Source organism: Streptomyces sp. NPDC019531 (genome assembly GCF_044903305.1).
Lineage (GTDB): Bacteria > Actinomycetota > Actinomycetes > Streptomycetales > Streptomycetaceae > Streptomyces.
Map to the genome: position 1 here is coordinate 377261 of NZ_JBJDQL010000002.1, position 23215 is coordinate 400475.

Annotated in this window: 22 protein-coding genes; 16 read left to right on the top strand and 6 right to left on the bottom strand. The window is 69.0% G+C overall.

Going from position 1 to position 23215, the window contains the following annotated elements:
• Positions 1-127: 127 nt before the first annotated feature.
• From recG to mutM, 8 genes are all read left to right on the top strand, one after another.
• Positions 128-2335: an ATP-dependent DNA helicase RecG gene (recG, locus tag ACI2L1_RS03840; protein WP_404737693.1), complete on the top strand. Its 2208-nt coding sequence runs from the start codon at positions 128-130 to the stop codon at positions 2333-2335.
• 78 nt (positions 2336-2413) lie between these two features.
• A complete protein-coding gene (gene rsmD, locus ACI2L1_RS03845) occupies positions 2414-3001 on the top strand; it encodes a 16S rRNA (guanine(966)-N(2))-methyltransferase RsmD (RefSeq protein ID WP_404737694.1) in 588 nt (195 codons plus the stop codon).
• 26 nt (positions 3002-3027) lie between these two features.
• A complete protein-coding gene (coaD, locus tag ACI2L1_RS03850; RefSeq protein WP_057616492.1) occupies positions 3028-3507 on the top strand; it encodes a pantetheine-phosphate adenylyltransferase in 480 nt (159 codons plus the stop codon).
• Between the two features lie 57 nt (positions 3508-3564).
• Positions 3565-4635 carry a DivIVA domain-containing protein gene (locus ACI2L1_RS03855; RefSeq protein ID WP_404737695.1) on the top strand — a complete coding sequence of 357 codons (1071 nt, stop codon included), beginning with the start codon at positions 3565-3567 and terminating at the stop codon, positions 4633-4635.
• Positions 4636-4767: 132 nt separating this feature from the next.
• Positions 4768-5427 (top strand): YceD family protein, encoded by a 660-nt coding sequence (locus ACI2L1_RS03860; protein ID WP_404737696.1) that lies wholly within the window; start codon positions 4768-4770, stop codon positions 5425-5427.
• Positions 5428-5429: 2 nt separating this feature from the next.
• Entirely contained in the window at positions 5430-5603 is a 174-nt protein-coding gene (gene rpmF / locus ACI2L1_RS03865) for a 50S ribosomal protein L32 (protein ID WP_006139588.1), read from the top strand.
• Positions 5604-5622: 19 nt separating this feature from the next.
• Entirely contained in the window at positions 5623-6450 is an 828-nt protein-coding gene (gene rnc / locus ACI2L1_RS03870; protein ID WP_404737758.1) for a ribonuclease III, read from the top strand.
• 113 nt (positions 6451-6563) lie between these two features.
• Positions 6564-7424: a bifunctional DNA-formamidopyrimidine glycosylase/DNA-(apurinic or apyrimidinic site) lyase gene (gene mutM / locus ACI2L1_RS03875; RefSeq protein ID WP_404737697.1), complete on the top strand. Its 861-nt coding sequence runs from the start codon at positions 6564-6566 to the stop codon at positions 7422-7424.
• Here the strand turns inward: mutM and ACI2L1_RS03880 are convergent.
• The gene (locus ACI2L1_RS03880; protein WP_404737698.1) at positions 7397-7798 is read right to left on the bottom strand and encodes a winged helix-turn-helix transcriptional regulator; all 402 of its coding nucleotides are present in this window, start codon (positions 7796-7798) and stop codon (positions 7397-7399) included. The two genes, mutM and ACI2L1_RS03880, sit on opposite strands and share 28 nt — an antisense overlap.
• A 79-nt stretch (positions 7799-7877) precedes the next feature.
• Positions 7878-8951, bottom strand: a complete 1074-nt coding sequence (locus tag ACI2L1_RS03885) for a CAP domain-containing protein (protein WP_404737699.1) — start codon at positions 8949-8951, stop codon at positions 7878-7880.
• Between the two features lie 173 nt (positions 8952-9124).
• Here ACI2L1_RS03885 and ACI2L1_RS03890 point away from each other — a divergent pair, with 173 nt between their 5' ends.
• The 4 genes from ACI2L1_RS03890 to ACI2L1_RS03905 all read left to right on the top strand — a co-directional run bounded on the left by ACI2L1_RS03890 (position 9125) and on the right by ACI2L1_RS03905 (position 15373).
• A complete protein-coding gene (locus tag ACI2L1_RS03890; RefSeq protein WP_404737700.1) occupies positions 9125-9406 on the top strand; it encodes an acylphosphatase in 282 nt (93 codons plus the stop codon).
• Between the two features lie 382 nt (positions 9407-9788).
• Positions 9789-9992: a hypothetical protein gene (locus tag ACI2L1_RS03895; protein ID WP_057616507.1), complete on the top strand. Its 204-nt coding sequence runs from the start codon at positions 9789-9791 to the stop codon at positions 9990-9992.
• A gap of 221 nt (positions 9993-10213) precedes the next feature.
• On the top strand, positions 10214-13786 hold the full coding sequence (smc, locus tag ACI2L1_RS03900; RefSeq protein WP_404737701.1) for a chromosome segregation protein SMC: 3573 nt from the start codon (positions 10214-10216) through the stop codon (positions 13784-13786).
• Between the two features lie 168 nt (positions 13787-13954).
• Positions 13955-15373 (top strand): sugar porter family MFS transporter, encoded by a 1419-nt coding sequence (locus tag ACI2L1_RS03905; RefSeq protein WP_404737702.1) that lies wholly within the window; start codon positions 13955-13957, stop codon positions 15371-15373.
• Between the two features lie 119 nt (positions 15374-15492).
• Here the strand turns inward: ACI2L1_RS03905 and ACI2L1_RS03910 are convergent, their stop codons facing one another.
• The 3 genes from ACI2L1_RS03910 to ACI2L1_RS03920 form a co-directional block, all read right to left on the bottom strand.
• The gene (locus tag ACI2L1_RS03910) at positions 15493-15741 is read right to left on the bottom strand and encodes a hypothetical protein (protein ID WP_404737703.1); all 249 of its coding nucleotides are present in this window, start codon (positions 15739-15741) and stop codon (positions 15493-15495) included.
• 90 nt (positions 15742-15831) lie between these two features.
• On the bottom strand, positions 15832-16803 hold the full coding sequence (locus ACI2L1_RS03915) for an LLM class flavin-dependent oxidoreductase (protein ID WP_404737704.1): 972 nt from the start codon (positions 16801-16803) through the stop codon (positions 15832-15834).
• A gap of 54 nt (positions 16804-16857) precedes the next feature.
• Positions 16858-17115 carry a hypothetical protein gene (locus tag ACI2L1_RS03920; protein WP_404737705.1) on the bottom strand — a complete coding sequence of 86 codons (258 nt, stop codon included), beginning with the start codon at positions 17113-17115 and terminating at the stop codon, positions 16858-16860.
• 106 nt (positions 17116-17221) lie between these two features.
• Between ACI2L1_RS03920 and ftsY the strand changes: the two genes are divergently transcribed.
• Positions 17222-18415, top strand: coding sequence for a signal recognition particle-docking protein FtsY (gene ftsY, locus ACI2L1_RS03925; protein ID WP_404737706.1), 1194 nt, complete (start codon positions 17222-17224; stop codon positions 18413-18415).
• A 203-nt stretch (positions 18416-18618) separates the two neighbouring features.
• Here ftsY and ACI2L1_RS03930 read toward each other — a convergent pair whose 3' ends face one another.
• Positions 18619-19275 (bottom strand): bifunctional DNA primase/polymerase, encoded by a 657-nt coding sequence (locus ACI2L1_RS03930; RefSeq protein WP_404737707.1) that lies wholly within the window; start codon positions 19273-19275, stop codon positions 18619-18621.
• A gap of 433 nt (positions 19276-19708) precedes the next feature.
• Between ACI2L1_RS03930 and ACI2L1_RS03935 the strand changes: the two genes are divergently transcribed.
• From ACI2L1_RS03935 to ACI2L1_RS03945, 3 genes are all read left to right on the top strand, one after another.
• Positions 19709-21214 carry a hypothetical protein gene (locus ACI2L1_RS03935; protein ID WP_404737708.1) on the top strand — a complete coding sequence of 502 codons (1506 nt, stop codon included), beginning with the start codon at positions 19709-19711 and terminating at the stop codon, positions 21212-21214.
• A gap of 313 nt (positions 21215-21527) precedes the next feature.
• A complete protein-coding gene (locus tag ACI2L1_RS03940; RefSeq protein WP_404737709.1) occupies positions 21528-22859 on the top strand; it encodes an ammonium transporter in 1332 nt (443 codons plus the stop codon).
• A complete protein-coding gene (locus tag ACI2L1_RS03945) occupies positions 22856-23194 on the top strand; it encodes a P-II family nitrogen regulator (RefSeq protein ID WP_164411711.1) in 339 nt (112 codons plus the stop codon). Before ACI2L1_RS03940 ends, ACI2L1_RS03945 begins: the two co-directional genes overlap by 4 nt.
• Positions 23195-23215: the final 21 nt, after the last annotated feature.

Below are 23215 nucleotides of genomic sequence, written 5' to 3' on the forward strand. Positions count from 1 at the left end.
GTCGGGCGGTCCCGGATGGGGCGGTGACCGCGGGGATGGCCGGAGCGCGCCATCCTAAGTCCCCAACCAGCCGTCTGACCAGGGGTTTCCCGGTATGTATACGGCAATGTCAGTGGCGTGGTGTGCAATGGATCTCGTGCCCGCACTGGAAGAACCGTTGAAGAAGGTGCTCGGCCCCGCCACCGCGAAGGTGATGGCCGAGCATCTCGGCCTGCACTCCGTCGGCGACCTCCTGCACCACTATCCGCGCAGATACGAGGAGCGGGGGCAGCTGACCCACCTCGCCGACCTGCCCATGGACGAGCACGTCACCGTGGTCGCCCAGGTCGCCGACGCCCGCCTGCACACCTTCGCCTCCACCAAGGCGCCGCGCGGCAAGGGGCAGCGCCTGGAGGTCACCATCACGGACGGCAGCGGCCGCCTCCAACTGGTCTTCTTCGGCAACGGCGTTCACAAACCCCACAAGGAGCTCCTGCCGGGCACCCGTGCGATGTTCGCCGGCAAGGTCTCCCTGTTCAATCGCCGCCTCCAACTGGCTCATCCGGCCTACGAGTTGCTGCGCGGAGACGCGGAAGAGACGGTGGAGACCTGGGCCGGCGCGCTGATCCCCATCTACCCCGCCACCGCCAAGCTGGAGTCCTGGAAGATCGGCAAGGCGATCCAGACGGTGCTGCCGAGCGCCCAGGAGGCACTGGATCCCCTCCCGGAGACCCTCCGTGAGGGCCGCGGCCTGGTCACCCTCCCCGAGGCCCTCCTCAAGATCCACCGCCCGCACACCAAGGCCGACATCGACGACGCCCACGCCCGTCTCAAGTGGGACGAGGCCTTCGTCCTCCAGGTGGCTCTGGCCCGCCGCCGGCACACGGACGCCCAACTCCCGGCGGTCCCGCGGAAACCCGCCCCCGACGGCCTCCTCACGGCCTTCGACGACCGCCTCCCCTTCACCCTCACCGAAGGCCAGCAGAAGGTCTCGAAGGAGATCTTCGACGACCTGGCGACGGACCATCCGATGCACCGGCTGCTCCAGGGAGAAGTCGGATCGGGAAAGACCCTGGTGGCCCTGCGCGCCATGCTGGCGGTGGTCGACGCGGGCGGGCAGGCCGCCATGCTGGCCCCCACCGAAGTGCTCGCCCAGCAGCACCACCGTTCGATCACGGAGATGATGGGCGAGCTGGCCGAGGGCGGAATGCTCGGCGGATCCGAGCACGCCACCAAGGTCGTGCTGCTCACCGGTTCGATGGGGACGGCCGCGCGCCGGCAGGCGATGCTGGACCTGGTCACCGGCGAGGCCGGGATCGTGATCGGTACCCACGCGCTGATCGAGGACAAGGTGCAGTTCCATGACCTGGGCCTGGTCGTGGTCGACGAACAGCACCGGTTCGGGGTCGAGCAGCGGGACGCCCTGCGAGGCAAGGGCAAGCAGCCGCCCCACCTCCTCGTCATGACGGCCACCCCCATCCCGCGCACGGTCGCCATGACGGTCTTCGGCGACCTGGAGACCTCCGTACTCGACCAGCTCCCGGCCGGCCGCTCCCCGATCGCCAGCCATGTGGTCCCCGCCGCCGACAAGCCCCACTTCCTCAGCCGCGCCTGGGAACGCGTCCGCGAGGAGGTGGAGAACGGCCACCAGGCCTACGTCGTCTGCCCCCGCATCGGCGACGAGGAGGACGATCCCAAGAAGTCCGGCAAGAAGAAGTCCCCGGAGGACGAGGCCGAGAAGCGCCCGCCGCTCGCCGTCCTGGACATCGCCGACCAGCTCACCAAGGGTCCTCTGAGCGGCCTCCGCGTCGAGGTCCTGCACGGCCGCATGCACCCCGACGACAAGGATGCGGTCATGCGCCGCTTCGCCGCGGGCGAGACCCAGGTCCTGGTCGCCACCACGGTCATCGAGGTCGGCGTCAACGTCCCGAACGCCACGGCCATGGTCATCATGGACGCCGACCGCTTCGGCGTCTCCCAGCTCCACCAGCTGCGCGGCCGGGTGGGCCGGGGCTCGGCGGCGGGCCTGTGCCTTCTGGTCACGGAGATGCCGGAGGCGAGCGCGGCCCGCCAGCGCCTGAACGCGGTGGCATCGACGTTGGACGGATTCGAGCTTTCCCGTATCGACCTCGAACAGCGCCGCGAGGGGGACGTCCTCGGCCAGGCCCAGTCGGGCGCCCGAACCTCTCTGAGGGTCCTCGCCGTGATCGAGGACGAGGAGATCATCGCGGAGGCGAGGGAGGAGGCGACGTCGGTGGTGGCGGCAGACCCGGAGCTGACCGCTCTTCCAGGCCTGCGCACGGCACTGGACGCGCTTTTGGACGAGGAAAGGGAGCAGTACCTGGAAAAGGGCTGAGGGAAACTCACCAGGGGCGCGGGGAACCGCGCGACCAGCCACAATGAACCTGAAGCCGCCCACAACCAAGGACCGAAGATGACCCGCGTGATCGCCGGCAAGGCCGGCGGACGCCGCCTTGCCGTCCCCCCGGGCAACGGCACCCGCCCCACCTCCGACCGTGCCAGAGAAGGCCTGCTCTCCACCTGGCAGTCCCTCCTCGGTGGCCCCCTGGAAGGCGAACGCGTCCTCGACCTCTACGCGGGCTCAGGCGCAGTGGGCCTGGAAGCCCTCTCCCGCGGCGCGAGCCACACGCTCCTGGTCGAGGCCGACGCCCGCGCGGCCCGCACCATCCGCGAGAACGTCAAGAACCTCGGCCTCCCCGGCGCCGAGGTACGGGCGGGCAAAGCGGAGCAGATCATTCAACAATCGGCGCCGACGCAGCCGTACGACATCGTCTTCCTCGACCCGCCCTACCGAGTCACAGATCACGATCTTCGCGAGATTCTCCTCACACTCCGCGCCGAACACTGGCTCGCGCCGGAGGCCCTGGTCACCGTTGAGCGCAGCACCAGAGGTGGAGAGTTCCAGTGGCCGCCCGGTTTCGACGCGGTCAAGGCCCGTCGCTACGGCGAGGGAACGTTTTGGTACGGTCGCGCCGCCTCTACGTGCGAAGACGCACGATGACCGGACCGGAGAGCGAGGGATCTCAAGTGCGCCGCGCCGTCTGTCCCGGGTCGTTCGACCCGATCACCAACGGACACCTCGACATCATTTCCCGCGCCTCCAGGCTGTACGACGAGGTCTACGTCGCGGTGATGATCAACAAGTCCAAGAAGGGCCTCTTCGAGATCGACGAGCGGATCGACCTGATCCGCGAGGTCACCGCCGAGTACGGCAACGTGATCGTCGAGGCCTTCCACGGCCTCCTCGTCGACTACTGCAAGGAGCGCGACATCCCGGCCATCGTCAAGGGCCTGCGCGCGGTCAGCGACTTCGACTACGAGCTTCAGATGGCCCAGATGAACAACGGCCTCTCGGGCGTCGAGACCCTCTTCGTCCCGACCAACCCCACCTACAGCTTCCTGTCCTCCTCGCTCGTCAAGGAGGTCGCGACCTGGGGCGGAGACGTCTCCCACCTGGTTCCGCCGCTGGTCCTGGAGGCACTCAACAAGCGCCTGCGCAAGGACTGATGGGGCTACAGTCGTCCCGTCCGTCTCCAACACAGCTGTAGAGAGTGGCGAGCACAGGTGGACGTGCAGAAGAAGCTCGACGAGATCGTGTCCACGGTCTCCGGCGCCCGGTCGATGCCCATGTCGGCCTCGGTGATGGTCAACCGCGCCGAACTGCTCGCGCTGCTTGAGGAGGTGCGCGAGGCGCTGCCCGGCTCCCTCGCACAGGCCCAGGAGCTGATCGGCGGCCGCGAGCAGATGGTCGAGCAGGCCCGCCAGGAGGCCGACCGGATCATCTCCACGGCGCACGCCGAACGCGGCTCCCTGATCTCCGACACCGAGGTCGCCCGGCGCTCCCAGGCCGAGGCCGACCGGATCCTGAACGAGGCCCGCCAGGAGGCCGAGGAGGTCCGCGCGGAGGCCGACGACTACGTCGACTCCAAGCTCGCCAACTTCGAGGTCGTCCTCACCAAGACCCTCGGCTCGGTCGGCCGCGGCCGCGAGAAGCTCCTCGGCACCGGTCCCGGCCTCGACGAGAACGGCTACGAGGACGAGGACGCCCCCGAGCGCAGCCATGACCCCGAGACCCTGCGCAAGGACGCCGACGCCTACGTCGACTCCAAGCTCGGCGCCTTCGAGGCGGTCCTCGCCAAGACCCTGGAGGCGGTCGGCCGCGGCCGCCAGAAGCTGCACGGCCGTATCGCCTCGGACGACCTCGGCGCCCTCGCCGACGACACCTCCACCGTCCAGCACTCCAGCGACGCCGACTACCTGGCCGACCTCGCCGCCCTCGCCGAGCAGGACAACCAGGCCGCGGCCCGGGTACCGGCCCCGGCCGAGCAGCCGGAGTACGCCCAGCAGCCGGCGTACGGCTACCAGCAGCAGACCGACGCCTACGCCGGCTATCAGCAGCAGACCGATCCCTACGCCCAGCAGGACCCGTACGGCTACCAGCAGGCCGATCCGTACGCCTACCAGGGCTACGACCAGCAGCAGGCCGCGTACGACCCGCAAGCACAGCAGGCACAGCAGGCACAGCAGGCCCACCAGCCCCAGCAGAGTTACGCCCTCGACGAGACCAGCCTCTTCGACACCGGCATGATCACGCCGGAGCAACTGAGGGCGTACGAGCGGGGTCGCGGCCAGTAAGGGACCACCGGATTGGGCCGTGAGCGAAAGGTCCAGTATCCTGGCTCTTCGGTCGCGTGTACGTCCGCGATCAACGCTGCCCGGGAACACCGAAGGGCAGCGTCCCTCTGAGCTCGAAGATCGAAAGCAGGAATGGCTCTGAACGCCCGCCTCGACCACCGCAACCCTCTCGTGTTCGACACACACGAGCTGGGGCGGCGTCCTGGCGCGCTGCAGCGCCTGACCCGTGAGATCGACGCTCCCAAGGATCTCGGGATCCAGGGAGTCATCGGAGTGCCGGAAGGCGCGCCGGTGGAGCTCGAACTCCGCCTTGAGTCGGTCATGGAAGGGGTGCTTGTCACAGGCACCGCCCGTGCACAGGCGAAGGGGGAGTGCGTAAGGTGTCTGGAGCCGCTTGAGCTGGCGCTCGAAGCGGACTTCCAGGAGATGTTCTCGTACCCTGACGCCGACGACCGTGGCCGTGTGAAAGCGGAACCGGCCGTCGACGCCGAGGAATCCGCAGAAAACGAGGACAGGCTCTTCATCGAGGACGGTTTGTTCGACCTCGAACCAGTGCTGCGTGATGCGGTGGTGCTCGCACTGCCGATGCAGCCGGTGTGCCAGGACGACTGTCTGGGCCTGTGCTCCGAGTGCGGGGCGCGACTCACGGACGACCCGGACCACCACCATGACGCCGTCGACATCCGTTGGGCGGCTTTGCAGGGACTCGCCGGTTCACTCGAAGACGGCGAGAAGGACGAGATGAGCGGCGCTGACGCGGAAGCGGGCGTCGACGAGAAGCAGGAGAAGTAGCCGTGGCTGTTCCGAAGCGGAAGATGTCGCGCAGCAACACGCGCCACCGCCGGTCGCAGTGGAAGGCTGCGGTCCCCACCCTGGTTGCGTGCGAGCGCTGCCACGAGCCCAAGCTGCAGCACATCGCGTGCCCCGCTTGTGGCACCTACAACAAGCGCCAGGTCCTCGAGGTCTGAGCGGCTGGTGAGAGGCACTGTGTCCACGCCGAAGAAGAACTCGGGCGAAAATCAGGCCTCGTCCCACACACTGTTGGAAGGGCGGCTCGGGTACAAGCTCGAGTCCGCCCTTCTGGTGCGTGCGCTGACCCACCGCTCGTACGCGTACGAGAACGGCGGTCTGCCGACCAATGAGCGTCTGGAGTTCCTCGGGGACTCCGTGCTGGGGCTCGTGGTCACGGACACGCTGTACACCACCCACCCCGACCTGCCCGAAGGCCAACTGGCCAAGTTGCGGGCCGCGGTGGTCAACTCGCGTGCGCTGGCGGAGGTCGGTCGCGGCCTAGAACTCGGTTCCTTCATCCGGCTCGGCCGTGGTGAAGAGGGCACGGGTGGCCGGGACAAGGCATCCATCCTCGCCGACACCCTTGAAGCGGTGATCGGTGCGGTCTATCTCGATCAGGGCCTCGACGCGGCCTCCGAACTGGTGCACCGCCTGTTCGACCCGCTCATCGAGAAGTCCTCCAACCTCGGTGCCGGCCTGGACTGGAAGACCAGTCTCCAGGAGCTCACCGCGACCGAAGGGCTCGGCGTGCCCGAGTACCTGGTCACGGAGACCGGTCCCGACCACGAGAAGACCTTCACTGCTGCCGCCCGCGTCGGAGGCGTCTCGTACGGCACCGGCACCGGCCGCAGCAAGAAGGAGGCGGAGCAGCAGGCCGCGGAGTCCGCCTGGAGGTCCATCAGGGCCGCCGCGGACGAGCGCGCCAAGGCGGCGGCCGAAAAGGCTGTCGAAGCCGTCGAAGCCGTCGAAGCCGTCGAAGCTGTCGAGGACGACGACGAAGGTCCGTCGTCCGTCTCCGCCTGAGGCCGGACGCCCGCAAGCACGGGGCGTCCGGAAGAACACCGCAGCCGAGCGCCTGCACCTGGACACCGGGGCAGGCGCTCTGCTCATACACCGGTCCGTGACAGGGGAGCCCCATGCCCGAGTTGCCCGAGGTCGAGGTCGTACGGCGGGGCCTGGCGCGGTGGGTCGCCCACCGTACGGTCGCCGAGGCCGAGGTGCTGCACCCGCGTGCGGTCCGTCGTCACCTCGCTGGTGCCGACGACTTCGCGCACCGCCTCAAGGGCCACCGGGTCGGTACTCCGTGCCGCCGCGGGAAGTACCTCTGGCTGCCGCTGGAGGACACGGACCAGTCGGTCCTGGCGCATCTCGGCATGAGCGGCCAGCTCCTGGTCCAGCCGCACGCGGCGCCCGACGAGAAGCACCTCAGGATCAGGGTGAGGTTCGCGGACGAGGTCGACACCGAACTGCGCTTCGTCGACCAACGCACCTTCGGCGGACTGTCGTTGCACGACAACACCCCCGACGGCCTGCCCGACGTCATCGCGCACATCGCCCGGGACCCCCTCGACCCGCTCTTCGACGACGACGCCTTCCACCAGGCCCTGCGCCGCAAGCGCAGCACCATCAAACGGGCCCTGCTCGACCAGTCGTTGATCAGCGGAGTCGGCAACATCTATGCGGACGAGGCCCTTTGGCGCTCCCGTATCCACTACGAGCGCCCCACCGCGGGTTTCACGCGCCCGCGCACGGCCGAACTCCTCGGCCACGTAAGGGATGTGATGAACGAGGCCCTGGACGTGGGCGGCACCAGCTTCGACAGCCTGTACGTCAACGTCAACGGCGAGTCCGGGTACTTCGACCGGTCCCTCGACGCGTACGGCCGTGAGGGGCTGCCGTGCAAGCGGTGCGGTACGCCGATGCGCCGACGGCCCTGGATGAACCGGTCCAGCTACTTCTGCCCGAGGTGTCAGCGGGCGCCGCGCGTCACGTCGTAGCGCTCGCGGGCGGCCAGGACGTCGTCCATGCGGCCCTCGACGAAGTGGATGAGGCCCAGCAGCCGCCCGGCGACCTCGCGGCCCAGCGGGGTCAGTTCGTAGTCGACCCGGGGCGGGTTGGTGGGCTGGGCCTCGCGGTGCACCAGGCCGTCGCGCTCCAGCGACTGGAGCGTCTGGGAGAGCATCTTCTCGCTCACGCCGTCGACCCGGCGACGCAGCTCGTTGAAGCGCAGCGAGCCCTCGTACAGGGCGCCGAGGGTGAGCGCGCCCCAGCGGCCCGTCACGTGTTCCAGGGTGCCGCGCGAGGGGCAGGCCTTGGCGAACACGTCGTACGGGAGGTCCTGCGCCTCCAGGGGCTGCTGAGTGGTGTCCATATCACGAGCGTACTGGAAGACAGCACTAACCAACAGGTTGCACTAACCAGAAGTTAGTGCAACCTGTCTCGATGTTCCCCTAGTACCCGAAGTCCTGCGTCCACCAGGGACCGCCCGAACCGGAGACCACACCCACGCCCAGCGTCTTGAAGTCGCAGTTCAGGATGTTGGCCTTGTGGCCGGGGCTGTTCATCCAGGCTTCCATGACCGCCGCGGGGTCCGACTGGCCCCGGGCGATGTTCTCGCCGCCGAGGTTGGTTATCCCGGCCTGTGCGGCACGGTCCCACGGCGTCGCGCCGCTCGGGTCGGTGTGGTCGAAGAAGCCCTGCTCGGCCATGGCCTTGCTGAAGGCCGTGGCCAGCTCGGCCAGCGCGCTGTTGGCGGCGACCGGGCTGCATCCGACCTTCGCCCGCTCGACGTTGACGAGCTGCAGTACCTCGGCGGCGGCCGCGGCCTCCGCGGAGACCTCCACCGGCGTGGTGGTCTCCTTCTTCGCCGGCTCGCGCTCCTTCTGAGAAGGAGTCGTCTTCGGCTTCTTGCTCGGTGTGGCCGCCGGCTTCTCCGTCGGCTTTTCGGTCGGTGTGGCCGTCGAGGTCGAGGGGGCCGGCGAGGGCGACGAGGCGCGGTCGGCGTCCCGGCTGGTCGACGAGCCGTCCTCGTGGCTCTCGGCGCTGCCGGAGGTGCCGCCCTGCTCGGCTGGGGAGTTGGTCGGCGAGCTCGCCGCCTGCACATCACCGCCGGTGTTGGCGCCGCCGCCGAGCTTGTAGTTGTCCAGGCCGGGCACCACGCCGGTGGCCACCGCGACCGTGCCTATCGCGACGGCCGCGGAGACCCCGAGCAGACCGGTCTTGACCGGCGTCACGAGGTTCCTCTTGCGCCGACGGTGCGAGCCGCCGCGCCGGGGGCCGTCGGCGGGCGTGTAGGCCTCGCCCCGGTAGAGCGCGTACTCCTCCTCCGACGCGAACAGGTAGGCATCACTGCGCGCGTGAGGGTCCGGCTCCTCCTGGCCCGGGTAGGTCGCGGTGCCCACCGAGGCGAAGTTGTACGAGTCCTGTGGGCCGTAGCCGCTCCCGTGGGAGCTGTATGTCTCGGTGACCCCCGTGGCGCGGCCCGTGGCGGCGCGGCCGGCGGCGGAGCGTCGGTGGCGTCCCATGTCCTTGCCTTCCTCGTCTGTTCGTGAGGTCGACGCGTCCCCCCGGCCAACCAAAGTCACAAAACTCACACGATCGAGTGAGTTTCGTTATGAGATTCATTGGCAGCGGACAGTACCGCATGGCGGCAGGGGAGGGAGTGCCCAGAGAGACATTGGCCGGTTAGGTTGCACCCATGAGCGAGGATGTGCGACTGGTCGCCTGGGTGCGAGGACGCGTCCAAGGTGTGGGTTTCCGCTGGTTCACGCGGGCCAAGGCCCTGGAGATCGGCGGCCTGAGTGGTTTTGCTCTCAATCTGGACGACGGACGCGTCCAAGTGGTCGCGGAGGGGCCGCGCAAGGGATGTCAGGGACTCCTCGACTGGCTCCAGGGTGACGACACGCCCGGCCGCGTTGATGGTGTCACCGAGATCTGGGACACACCGCGCGGGGGCTACGACGGCTTCGCCGTCCGATGAGCCGTTTCTGTAAAACGGCCCAGGCGGAAGCGGAGGGACATGCCACTGGCACCTGCCCGGAGCAGAAAGGTGCTGGTGGTTGCCAAGAAGCGCGTGCCGTGGCAGGCTCCGCAGCTAAGAATGATCGTCACGCCCCGGGGGGCCCGCGGGAGCCACAGCGCCGCCGTTCCGAAGCCGCGCAGGCCCGGTTGCCCACCAATACGGGGCGTGATCGTGTTGACCGTCAAACTTTTTGGTGAGACGCTGAAAGCACCCCGCGCACCTTAGCTGTTTGGCATGGATGAACGGCAGCACGAACTCAAGAGTGTCAAGCACCGCGGGTGCGAATCCCTCACGACCCACACCGCTTCGGTCGGTCACTCAGTGTGGAGGACCATCCATCATGGCAAAGGCGCTTCTCGGTTACGTCGGCGGCTCCGACCCTCGACTCCTCGCCGAGATGCGACGGCTCCAGCAGCGCGTACAGGACCTGGAATCCGAGCTCGTACGGATCCAGGCGGAGAACGACGCGCTCGCGGCTGCCGCTTCTCACGAAAGTCTCCTGGAGAGCATCGACGCACACCAGGCGGAGCCTGCGCTCACCTGATCACTGCATCGCTCCACGACAGCTCAAGCAGTGATCGGGCGGCCTGTATCAACCGCTAAGTTGTCAGAGTCTGCAAGGGACGCTTCGGCGTCCCTTCTTTCTTGCCCGCGCACTCTTTCACTGTCTTTAACGTTTGGTGTGCCCTGCATATTCAAGGGTGAAACCGCGGGAAACAGCGCGTTCATGGAGTGAGACACCCCCGGAAGGTAGAGTCCAGCGGCGTGCACCTCAAGGCCCTGACCCTCCGAGGGTTCAAGTCGTTCGCCTCGGCGACCACGCTCCGGTTCGAGCCGGGAATCACGTGCGTCGTGGGGCCGAACGGCTCGGGCAAGTCCAATGTCGTCGACGCCCTCAGCTGGGTCATGGGCGAGCAGGGCGCCAAGTCGCTGCGCGGCGGCAAGATGGAGGACGTGATCTTCGCCGGCACCACCGGGCGTCCCCCGCTGGGTCGCGCCGAGGTGTCCCTGACCATCGACAACTCCGACGGCGCCCTGCCCATCGAGTACGCCGAGGTCACCATCACGCGGATCATGTTCCGCAACGGCGGCAGCGAGTACCAGATCAACGGCGACACCTGCCGTCTCCTTGACATCCAGGACCTTCTGTCCGACTCCGGCATCGGCCGCGAGATGCACGTCATCGTCGGCCAGGGCCAGCTCGACGGCGTACTGCACGCCGACCCCACCGGTCGCCGCGCCTTCATCGAAGAGGCCGCCGGCGTCCTCAAGCACCGCAAGCGCAAGGAGAAGGCGCTCCGCAAGCTGGACGCGATGCAGGCCAACCTCGCGCGCGTGCAGGACCTGACGGACGAGCTGCGCCGCCAGCTGAAGCCCCTGGGTCGCCAGGCGGCGGTCGCGAGAAGGGCCGCCGTCATCCAGGCGGATCTGCGGGACGCGCGTCTGCGTCTGCTCGCCGACGATCTCGTACGACTGCGGCAGGCGCTGCAGACCGAGGTCGCGGACGAGGCCGCGCTGAAGGAGCGCAAGGAAGCCGCCGAGCAGGAACTGAAGAAGGCCCTCCAGAGGGAGGCGCTCCTGGAGGACGAGGTACGCCAGCTCACGCCCCGGCTCCAGCGGGCCCAGCAGACCTGGTACGACCTCTCCCAGCTCGCCGAACGGGTACGCGGCACGATCTCGCTGGCCGAAGCGCGCGTGAAGAGCGCCACCTCGGCGCCGCCCGAGGAGCGCCGTGGCCGTGACCCCGAGGACATGGAACGCGAGGCCGCCCGCATCCGTGAGCAGGAGGCCGAGCTCGAAGCAGCCCTGGAGGCGGCCGAGCACGCCTTGGAGGACACGGTCGCGCACCGCGCCGAACTGGAGCGCGGGCTCACCCAGGAGGAACGGCGCCTCAAGGACGTCGCCCGCGCCATCGCCGACCGCCGCGAGGGTCTGGCCCGGCTCAACGGCCAGGTCAACGCGGCCCGTTCCCGCGCCGCCTCCGCCCAGGCCGAGATCGACCGTCTCGCCGCCGCGAGGGACGAGGCCCAGGAGCGGGCGTTCGCCGCACAGGAGGAGTACGAGGCCCTCAAGGCCGAGGTCGACGGCCTGGACGCGGGCGACGCGGAGCTGGCCGAGCAGCATGACAGGGCCAAACAAGAGCTTGCCGAGGCCGAGTCCGCCCTGACGGCTGCCCGAGAGGCGGCCACGGCGGCGGAACGCAGGCGCGCGGCGACGCAGGCCCGGCATGAGGCGCTGGCGATGGGGTTGCGCCGCAAGGACGGGACGGGCGCACTGCTGGGGGCGAAGGACCGGCTGACCGGCTTGCTGGGCCCGGCAGCGGAACTGCTCACGGTGACACCGGGCCACGAGGTGGCTCTGGCGGCGGCCTTCGGTGCGGCGGCGGACGCCCTGGCGATGACCTCACCGTCGGCGGCGGCGGACGCGATCCGCCTCCTGCGCAAGCAGGATGGTGGACGGGCGTCACTGCTGCTTGCCGGGTCACCGGAGGCGCCCCTCGGGGGCGCGACCAGCCACAACGGACCCGCAGACGCCACTCATCAACACGCGGCAGATCTCGTACGCGCCCCCTCCGACCTCCTCCCCGCAGTAAGACGCCTACTCCACGGCATCGTCGTCGTCGACACCCTCGAAGACGCCGAAGACCTCGTCTACGCCAACCCCCACCTCACCGCAGTGACCGCCGAAGGCGACCTCCTCGGCGCCCACTTCGCCCACGGCGGTTCCGCAGGCGCCCCGAGCCTCCTCGAAGTACAAGCCTCCGTGGACCAGGCCGCCGCCGAACTCGAAGAGCTGGCCGTGCAGTGCGAGCAGCTCACCGAGGCACAGCACACGGCGGTCGCGCACCGCAAGGAATGCACCGCCCGAGTCGAGGAGCTCGGAGAGCGGCGCAGGGCCGCGGACCGGGAGAAGTCGTCCGTGGCCCAGCAGCTCGGTCGACTCGCCGGCCAGGCGAAGGGCGCCGCCGGTGAGGCGGAGCGCTCCACCGCGGCGGCCGCACGAGCGCAGGACGCGTTGGAGAAGGCCCTCGAAGAGGTCGAGGAACTCGCCGAACGCCTGGCCGTGGCCGAGGAGATGCCGGTCGAGGAGGAGCCCGACACGTCGGTACGGGACCGTCTCGCCGCCGACGGCGCCAACGCGCGGCAGACCGAGATGGAGGCCCGCCTCCAGGTCCGTACCCATGAGGAGCGGGTCAAGGGACTGGCCGGACGGGCCGACTCCCTCGACCGTGCCGCCCGCGCCGAGCGAGACGCACGCGCGCGTGCCGAACAGCGGCGGGCGCGGCTGCGGCACGAAGCCGCCGTGGCGGAGGCCGTCGCCGCCGGAACCCGGCAACTGCTCGCGCATGTCGAGGTGTCCCTCGCGCGCGCGGACGAGGAGCGGACCGCCGCCGATGCCGCCAAGGCGCTCAGGGAACGGGAGCTGGCCGCCGCCCGGAACACGGGGCGTGACCTCAAGGCCGAGCTCGACAAGCTGACCGACTCCGTCCACCGCGGTGAGGTGCTCGGTGCCGAGAAGCGGATGCGGATCGAGCAGCTGGAAACCAAGGCGCTGGAGGAGTTGGGGGTCGAACCGGCTGGTCTCGTCGAGGAGTTCGGCCCTCACCAGCTCGTCCCGCCCTCCCTGCCGGCCGAGGGCGAGGAGCTGCCCGAGGACCCGGAGCATCCGCGCAACCAGCCGAAGCAGTTCCACCGGGCCGAGCAGGAGAAGCGGCTCAAGGCGGCCGAGCGGGCGTACCAGCAGCTCGGCAAGGTCAATCCGCTTGCCCTGGAGGAGTTCTCCGCGCTGGAGGAGCGGCACAAGTTCCTCAGTGAGCAGCTGGAGGACCTGAAGAAGACCCGCGCCGACCTGCTTCAAGTGGTGAAGGAGGTCGACGAGCGCGTCGAGCAGGTCTTCACCGAGGCCTACCGGGACACGGCCCGGGAGTTCGAGGGCGTGTTCAGCCGGCTCTTCCCGGGCGGTGAGGGGCGGTTGATCCTGACCGATCCCGACAACATGCTCACCACGGGTGTGGACGTCGAGGCGCGGCCGCCGGGCAAGAAGGTCAAGCGGCTGTCACTGCTCTCCGGTGGCGAGCGCTCGCTCACCGCCGTAGCTCTGCTGGTGTCGATCTTCAAGGCGCGGCCGAGCCCGTTCTACGTCATGGACGAGGTCGAGGCGGCGCTCGACGACACCAATCTTCAGCGACTGATCCGGATCATGCAGGAGCTGCAGGAAGCTTCGCAGCTCATCGTGATCACGCACCAGAAGCGCACGATGGAGGTCGCCGACGCGCTGTACGGCGTCTCCATGCAGGGCGACGGTGTGTCCAAGGTGATCAGCCAGCGGCTGCGCTAGTCCGTTCGTCTACCCCGTTTCCATTCCTTCATTCCTTGAACTCAACGTCCTCATCGGTGCCTGTTTTCTCACACGGTCCCATCTGTTGACTTCGGAACTTGAAGACATAGGGTCGGCATCGTTGTTTTTGCCTTCAGGCAGCGTTGCCGATGGCCTTAGGAGTTGAACGTGACCAGCACAGCGCAGACGCAGAAGTCAGGAGCCGGGACGGCTCACCCCGATCATCTCGGGCACGTCATCTTCATCGCGGCGGCGGCCGCGATGGGCGGTTTCCTCTTCGGCTACGACAGCTCCGTGATCAACGGCGCCGTCGAGGCCATCCGGGGCCGCTACGACATCGGCTCCGCGGCCCTGGCGCAGGTCATCGCCATCGCACTGATCGGCTGTGCGATCGGCGCGGCGACCGCCGGGCGTATCGCGGACCGCATCGGCCGTATCCGCTGCATGCAGATCTCGGCGGTCCTGTTCACGATCAGCGCCGTCGGTTCGGCGCTGCCCTTCGCGCTGTACGACCTGGCGTTCTGGCGGATCGTCGGCGGCTTCGCCATCGGTATGGCCTCGGTCATCGGCCCCGCCTACATCGCCGAGGTCGCCCCGCCGGCCTACCGCGGTCGTCTCGGTTCCTTCCAGCAGGCCGCGATCGTCATCGGTATCGCCATCTCGCAGCTGGTCAACTGGGGCCTGCTGAACGCCGCCGGCGGCGACCAGCGCGGCAAGCTCATGGGTCTTGAGGCCTGGCAGGTCATGCTCGGCGTCATGGTGATCCCGGCCGTCCTCTACGGTCTGCTCTCCTTCGCCATCCCCGAGTCCCCGCGCTTCCTGATCTCTGTCGGCAAGCACGAGCGGGCCCGGGAGATCCTCGCCGAGGTCGAGGGCGACAAGATCGACCTGAACGCCCGTGTCGCCGAGATCGAGCGCGCGATGAAGAGCGAGCACAAGTCGACCTTCAAGGACCTGCTCGGCGGCTCCTTCTTCTTCAAGCCGATCGTCTGGGTCGGCATCGGCCTGTCGGTCTTCCAGCAGTTCGTCGGTATCAACGTCGCGTTCTACTACTCCTCGACGCTGTGGCAGTCGGTCGGTGTGGATCCGACGGACTCGTTCTTCTACTCCTTCACGACCTCGATCATCAACATCGTCGGCACCGTGATCGCGATGATCTTCGTGGACCGCATCGGCCGCCGGCCGCTCGCCCTGATCGGTTCGGTCGGCATGGTGATCGGTCTGGCGCTGGAGGCCTGGGCGTTCTCCTTCGACCTGGTCGACGGCAAGCTGCCGGCCGCGCAGGGCTGGACCGCGCTGATCGCCGCCCATGTGTTCGTCCTCTTCTTCGCCCTGTCCTGGGGTGTGGTCGTCTGGGTCTTCCTCGGCGAGATGTTCCCGAACCGGATCCGCGCCGCCGCGCTGGGCGTCGCCGCCTCCGCGCAGTGGATCGCCAACTGGGCCATCACCGCGAGCTTCCCGTCGCTGGCCGACTGGAACCTCTCCGCCACGTACGTGATCTACACGGTCTTCGCCGCGCTCTCCATCCCGTTCGTCCTCAAGTACGTCAAGGAGACGAAGGGCAAGGCGCTGGAGGAGATGGGCTGACGGCCCGCCCACGAGCCCGGGGGGAGGGGCCAACACCCCGCTGCCCTTCTCCCCGAACCCTCTGCAGCCCCCGGTCCGGCAACCGCCTGGACCGGGGGCTGCGGTGTCGTACGCGTGGGTCACCGGATGAGGACGCCGCCGCCGATCTCCAGGGCCTTGCGGCAGCTCTCCTCGATGATCCGCAGCCGGGTCTCGGTCTGGTGCCGATGCTCCTCGACCGCCCGTGGCCGCTCCGTGCCGTGGGCGACCTCGTCGAGACGGGAGCGCAGCAGCGCCACCTCGCGCCGGAACTCCTGCACGTCCTCGGCCTCGACATGGAGGTCGTCCTCGGCCGGCACCGGCAGGAAGCGCGCACCGAGGAAGCGCACGAACTCCGATCCCCATAGCGTCGTACGCCACGACTCATGGGTTCAGCGGAGCACCGCCGAGTCGGCCACGGCCAACGGCTATCGCCCGGCTCAGCCGGTCAGGGCCGGCAGCACGCGTTCCGCGAACAACCGCAGACTCCGCCACCCCTCCTCCACCGGCATCCCGCCCGCCAGCGGATGCAGGACGAGGTTGTCGAGCCCCTGCTCCACACACTCCTCCGGCGTCAGGATCCGGTACACGCCCTCCGCGCGCAGTTCCTCCACGCTCGTCGCGGCCGACCGCACCGCCGAGCGGATGTCGCCGGACTGCCAGCAGGCGTACGTCCGGGCCTCGTGGAGGAAGTGCCGCCCGTGCCGCTCCCACACCTCGTCCGGGTGCTCCGCGATGTGCAGCAGCGGGGTCTCGGCGGTGGGCATCATGGTCCAGCCCTCCGTGCCGTACTCCACCAGCCGCTCCTTGTAGTACGCCTCCAGCTCCGGCAGATGGGCGCTGGGGAAGAACGGGAGGCCCAGGCGGGCGGCCCGGCGGGCGGCGGCCTTGGAGGAGCCGCCGACCAGGAGGAGGGGGTGCGGGTCGGTGAAGGGGCGCGGGGTGACCCGTACCGTACGACCGCGGTACTCGAACTCGTCGCCGGTCCAGGCTTTCAGCAAGGTCTCCAGGAGCTCGTCCTGGATGCGGCCCCGGCGCCGCCACTCCACGTCGAACAGGGCGTACTCCTCGGGGCGGTACCCGATCCCGGCGACCGTCACCAGGCGGCCGCCGCTCAGCAGGTCCAGTACGGCGATCTCCTCGGCCAGGCGGAGCGGGTCGTGGAGGGGGCCGATGACGGCGGAGACGGTGACCGCGATCCTCTTCGTCGCCCCGAACACCGCGCCCGCGAAGGCGAACGGCGACGGCAGCCAGTTGTTGTCGACGCCGTGGTGCTCCTCGGTCTGCACGGTGGTGATCCCGTGCTCGTCGGCGTACGCGGCCATGTCGAGGGCGGCCCGGTAGCGGGCGCTGAGGGAGGCGGGCGTCGCGTCGGGCTCGACGAGGTTGAAACGGACGACCGTGACGGGCATGGGAGGTCCCCCTTCACACGGTGACGGTGGAGGGGGACGGTAGCTGACGGTACGTCAGATGGCCATGGTCGGGGGCTCGTCGGATACGGGTACGGGGACCGCCGGCTTCGGCAGCACCCGAGCGGGCCCCTGAACCAGTCGGACGTGGTGAACAGAGCCCCGCGCCGAGGCCCGCCGCCCCGCCGTGACCGCGGCGGGGTTGAACCCGGCCCGGTACCAGTAGGCGCCGGTGCCGGTCGTGTCCAGGAGGGCCTCGCCGAGGAAGGAGGCTGAGTCAGGGGCGGAGGCCAGGTCCGGGGTTGCGGACGCCATGACCATGCCCATGAGAAGCATCGGCAGTACGACGACGCCCGCCCGTACGCCACGGACAGAGCTGCGCAGTCTCCCTCACGAGGCAGGGATGGATACTGGACGGGTTATGGAAACCGTCATCCTTGCTGTAGTCATCGCCGTGGTCGTGCTCGGTGTGCTCGGCGGGCTCGTCGTCGGCAGCCGGCGCAAGAAGCCGCTGCCCCCGCCGCCCCCCGCCGCGCCCGACATCACCGCCCCTCCGGCCGAGCCGCACGTCGGCGACGAGGCCGAGACGCCGCGCGACGAACCGCGCCGGACCATAGAGGAGGTGGACCTCCCGGACGGCTCGGCGCCGCCCGTCGTGGAAGAGCTCCCCCCGACCGAGATCGAGATCCCGGAACCCACCGCCGGACGCCTGGTCCGGCTGCGCACCCGGCTCTCCCGCTCACAGAACGCGCTCGGCAAGGGGCTGCTGACCCTCCTGTCGCGTGAGCACCTCGACGACGACACCTGGGAGGAGATCGAGGACATCCTCCTCACCGCCGACGTCGGCGTGGCCCCCACCCAGGAGCTGGTCGACGGACTGCGGGAGCGGGTGAAGGTGCTCGGCACCCGCACCCCCGACGAACTGCGCGGGCTGCTGCGCGAGGAACTGCTCAAGCTGGTCGGCACCGAGATCGACCGCACGGTGAAGACCGAGCCCGAGGAGCGCAAGCCCGGCATCGTGATGGTCGTCGGCGTCAACGGCACCGGCAAGACCACCACCACCGGCAAGCTCGCGCGCGTGCTCGTCGCAGACGGCCGTACGGTCGTCCTCGGTGCCGCCGACACCTTCCGCGCCGCCGCCGCCGACCAGCTGCAGACCTGGGGCGAGCGGGTCGGCGCCCACACCGTGCGCGGGCCCGAGGGCGGGGACCCCGCCTCCGTCGCCTTCGACGCGGTGAAGGAGGGCAAGGAGATGGGGGTCGACGTGGTCCTCATCGACACCGCCGGCCGCCTGCACACCAAGACCGGTCTCATGGACGAGCTCGGCAAGGTCAAGCGGGTTGTGGAGAAGCAGGCACCGCTCGACGAAATCCTGCTGGTCCTCGACGCCACGACGGGACAGAACGGCCTGGTGCAGGCCCGCGTCTTCGCCGAGGTCGTCGACATCACCGGCATCGTCCTGACCAAGCTCGACGGCACCGCCAAGGGCGGCATCGTGGTCGCGGTCCAGCGGGAGCTGGGCGTACCGGTCAAGCTGATCGGGCTCGGCGAGGGTGCCGACGACCTGGCGCCGTTCGAGCCGGAAGCGTTCGTGGATGCACTTATCGGCGAGTGAGAAGCCCTGTACGCGAAGAAGCGCCCGCCCCCAAGGTGCAGTTGGGAGCGGGCGCTGCTCCTTTGTGCGCCTGAACCGGCGCCGCTCTCGCGGACGGGGTGCTCGCCGCCGTGGTTCCTCAATTGATGGTTGCGCTCGTCAGTGGCGAAAAGAAGTGCCCCGCCGCATGGTGCAGATGTGGCGGGGCACTTCGCTGCGTACGTCTATGCCCGTGACCGATGTGCCACATACGCCAGCGTCCCCAGCAGCAGGCGGGCCGCCGGCGGCTTGGTGGCCGTGTCCAGGGAAGGTAACCGCAGCCACTGCACCGGCCCCAGGCCGCCCCGGTCCGACGGAGGAGCCGTGATGCAGGTGCCGGGGCCCAGGCCACGCAGGTCGAGGGAGGCCGCGTCGTCCCAGCCCATGCGGTAGAGGAGTTCGGTCAGGTCGGCCGCGGCGCCGGGGGCGACGAAGAACTGGGCGCGGCCCTCGGGGGTCGCCGTCACGGGACCGAGGGGCAGGCCCATGCGCTCCAGACGGACCAGCGCACGGCGCCCGGCCGACTCGGCCACCTCGACGACGTCGAAGGCGCGGCCCACCGGCAGCATCACCGAGGCGCCGGGGGACTCCGCCCAGGCCTTGGTCACTTCGTCGAGCGTGGCCCCGGCCGGGACCGGGGGCGCGAAGTCGAGGGGGTGGGCGCCGGGGTGACGGCAGTCCGCATGGCCGCAGGAGCAGGCGCCGGCCGAAGCCCGTGCGCCCGGGACGACGTCCCAGCCCCAGAGCCCGGTGAACTCGGCCACGGCGGTGCACTCCGAGGAGCGGCTGCGCCTGCGCGTGCCGGAACGAATCTCCCGAATGCCGCCGATCGTGAAGCCCATGCCCCCTCCAACGGGTCCAGCGCGCCGGTGGTTACGAGACGGACGCGGCCAGTCACTCTCCGTTTCCACTTCCGGGCGATGGCGGCGCTCGGAAGCGCCACGGGTGGTGCGCTGGGTCATGTGCGCCCCTGAGTGCACCGCTCCGCCCACCCCGCTCGGTCTATGTCAAGTGAATCGTGTGAAGGCGACCGTGAGTTCATTCGAAGGGGTGGCGAAAGGTGGCGTTTCCGGGATCGCCATGGCAGGACCAGTGATCGTAGGATTACTTTGAGTGCACGAGTCCTGGGGGCACATGCACTTGTGGGTATGCCGGAGGCAAGTCGGTTCCCCGTTCGAAGGCTGACAACCGCCGGACGAACGGCCGTATTTACCGGCATTCTGATAAGGCTTGGCGTACTCGGCGACAAGTGGTCTCAGGGATGGGGGCGTTCCAGTGGGCGGCATCAGCGGGAGCGAGACGGGCGCCGGGAGCGCTGCGCAGGGCTGTTCTCCGGCCGACAAGCGCCCGAACGAACTGCTCACCTCCTGGTTCGTGCGCAGCGGCTGGTCGAAGGGTGAGCTCGCCCGCCAGGTCAACCGCAGGGCCCGCCAGTTGGGGGCCAACCACATCTCCACCGACACCTCCCGGGTGCGCCGCTGGCTGGACGGCGAGAACCCCCGTGAACCCATCCCCAGGATCCTGTCCGAACTGTTCTCCGAGCGGTTCGGATGTGTCGTCTCCGTCGAGGACCTCGGACTGCGCACCGCCCGCCAGTCACCGTCCGCGACCGGGGTCGACCTGCCCTGGACGGGCCCGCAGACCGTGGCCCTGCTCAGCGAGTTCTCGCGCAGCGACCTCATGCTGGCGCGGCGCGGCTTCCTCGGGACCTCGCTGGCCCTGTCCGCGGGCCCGTCCCTCATCGAGCCCATGCAGCGCTGGCTCGTCCCCGGCCCCGCCGGCACCCCGCACCGGGAGCCCGACCCGGCCGCCGCCCGCCGCGCGGGCCGGCTCTCCAAGCCGGAGCTCGACCTCCTGGAGTCGACGACCGCGATGTTCCGCCAGTGGGACGCCCAGTGCGGCGGTGGCCTGCGCCGCAAGGCGGTCGTCGGTCAGCTGCATGAGGTGACGGACCTCCTCCAGGAGCCCCAGCCCGAGACCACCACCCGCAAGCTGTTCAAGGTCGCCGCCGAGCTGGCCGAGCTCGCGGGCTGGATGTCGTACGACGTGGGACTCCAGCCCACCGCGCAGAAGTACTTCGTCCTCGCCCTGCACGCGGCCAAGGAGGCCGGCGACAAGCCGCTCGGCTCCTATGTGCTGTCCAGCATGAGCCGCCAGATGATCCACCTCGGGCGGCCCGAGGACGCCCTGGAGCTGATCCACCTCGCGCAGTACGGCAGCCGGGACTGCGCGAGCCCGCGCACCCAGTCGATGCTGTATGCGATGGAGGCGCGCGCCTACGCCAACATGGGGCAGCCAGGCAAGTGCAAGCGGGCGGTCCGGATGGCCGAGGACACCTTCGCCGACGCCGACGACTGGGACGACCCGGACCCCGACTGGATCCGCTTCTTCTCCGAGGCCGAGCTGTACGGCGAGAACTCCCACTCCTACCGCGACCTGGCCTACGTCGCCGGTCGCAGCCCGACCTACGCCTCGCTCGCCGAGCCCCTCATGCAGCGGGCCGTGGAGCTCTTCTCCAAGGACGGCGAGCACCAGCGGTCGTACACCCTCAATCTCATCGGCATGGCCACCGTGCACCTGCTGCGGCGCGAGCCCGAGCAGAGCACCGTACTGGCGGAACAAGCCATGCACATCGCCAAGAAGGTGCGCTCCGAGCGCGTGAACACTCGTATCCGAAAGACGGTCGACACGGCCGTACGCGATTTCGGTGATCTCGCCGAGGTCGTCGATCTCACCGACAAGCTCGCCGTGGAACTCCCGGAGACCGCGGAAGCCGTCTGAATCCCTTGAGCCCCGGCCGCGGCCGGCCCTCCCGAACTGCCCGACTCGGCTCCCCCATGCCAGGTCATCGGAAGGCCGACCGCGGCCGGTCCCACCCCTTCATCGAAGGTTGCGCCACGATAACGATCGACTCGGCCCATATCTGCCAGTTCATCGACGCGTAACACACGCGGCATCTTCGTCACGGCGGCGAAACAACGAGGGGCTCCCACCGAAACCGCGCTGCGCCAATCTCATGGCGCATAACCGGCCCACCCCTGAATCCGCTCTGGCTTCGCCCGCACGGGGCCGTACCTACGACGAGGAGACGCCGATGGCACCAGCCATCACGCTCGCCGCAGACAAGCTGTCTGTGGCCAACACAGGCTTCATGTTGATCTGTTCCGCTCTGGTGCTGATCATGACCCCCGGTCTCGCCTTCTTCTACGGAGGCATGGTCCGCGTCAAGAGCACCCTGAACATGCTGATGATGAGCTTCATCAGCATGGGTATCGTCACCATCCTGTGGGTGGTGTACGGCTTCTCCATGGCGTTCGGTACGGACCACGGATCGCTCATCGGCTGGGAATCCGACTTCTTCGGATGGACCGGCATCGACAAGGGAGACATCTGGTCCGGGTACACGATCCCGGTCCTCGCCTTCGCCGTCTTCCAGATGATGTTCGCCATCATCACGCCCGCCCTGATAAGCGGCGCGATCGCCGACCGCGTGAAGTTCTCCGCCTGGGCGCTCTTCGTCGCGCTCTGGGCGACGGTTGTCTACTTCCCGGTCGCCCACTGGGTCTGGGGCACCGGTGGCTGGGCCTTCGAGCTCGGTGTGATCGACTTCGCCGGTGGTACGGCGGTCCACATCAACGCGGGTGCCGCGGCGCTCGGTGTCATCCTGGTCATCGGCAAGCGCGTCGGCTTCAAGAAGGACCCGATGCGCCCGCACAGCCTCCCGCTGGTCATGCTCGGCGCCGGTCTGCTGTGGTTCGGCTGGTTCGGCTTCAACGCCGGCTCGTGGCTCGGCAACGACGACGGCGTCGGCTCGCTGATGTTCGTCAACACGCAGATCGCCACCGCCGCCGCCATGCTGGCCTGGCTCGCCTACGAGAAGATCCGCCACGGCGCGTTCACCACGCTGGGCGCCGCCTCCGGCGCGGTCGCCGGTCTGGTCGCCATCACCCCCTCGGGTGGTGCGGTCACCCCGATCGGCGCGATCGGCGTCGGTGCCATCGCCGGTGTGCTGTGCGCCATGGCGGTCGGCCTGAAGTACAAGTTCGGCTACGACGACTCCCTGGACGTCGTCGGCGTCCACATGGTCGGCGGTGTCGTCGGCTCCCTGCTGATCGGCTTCTTCGCCAGCGGCAAGGGCCAGTCCGAGGTCAAGGGCCTCTTCTACGGTGGCAACGCGGACCAGCTCTGGAAGCAGTGCGCCGGTGTCTTCGCGGTCCTCGCCTACTCCCTGATCGCCTCCGCGATCCTCGCCTTCCTGCTCGACAAGACGATCGGCATGAGGGTCGACGAGGACGAGGAGATCTCGGGCATCGACCAGGCCGAGCACGCCGAGACCGCATACGACTTCAGCGGTGCGGGTGGCGGTGCCGCCCGGACCTCCGTCACGGCCCCGACCGCCGACGCCGGTAAGAAGGTGGACGCATGAAGCTCATCACCGCCGTCGTCAAGCCGCACCGGCTCGACGAGATCAAGGAAGCCCTCCAGGCATTCGGTGTCCACGGCCTGACGGTCACCGAGGCGAGCGGCTACGGTCGTCAGCGGGGCCACACCGAGGTCTACCGCGGTGCCGAGTACACCGTCGACCTGGTCCCGAAGATCCGCATCGAGGTCCTCGCCGAGGACGACGACGCCGAGGGTCTGATCGACGTCATCGTCAAGGCCGCCCGAACCGGCAAGATCGGTGACGGCAAGGTCTGGTCCATCCCGGTCGAGACCGCCGTACGGGTCCGGACGGGCGAGCGCGGCCCGGACGCGCTCTGACCGAAGAACAGAACAGGAGCT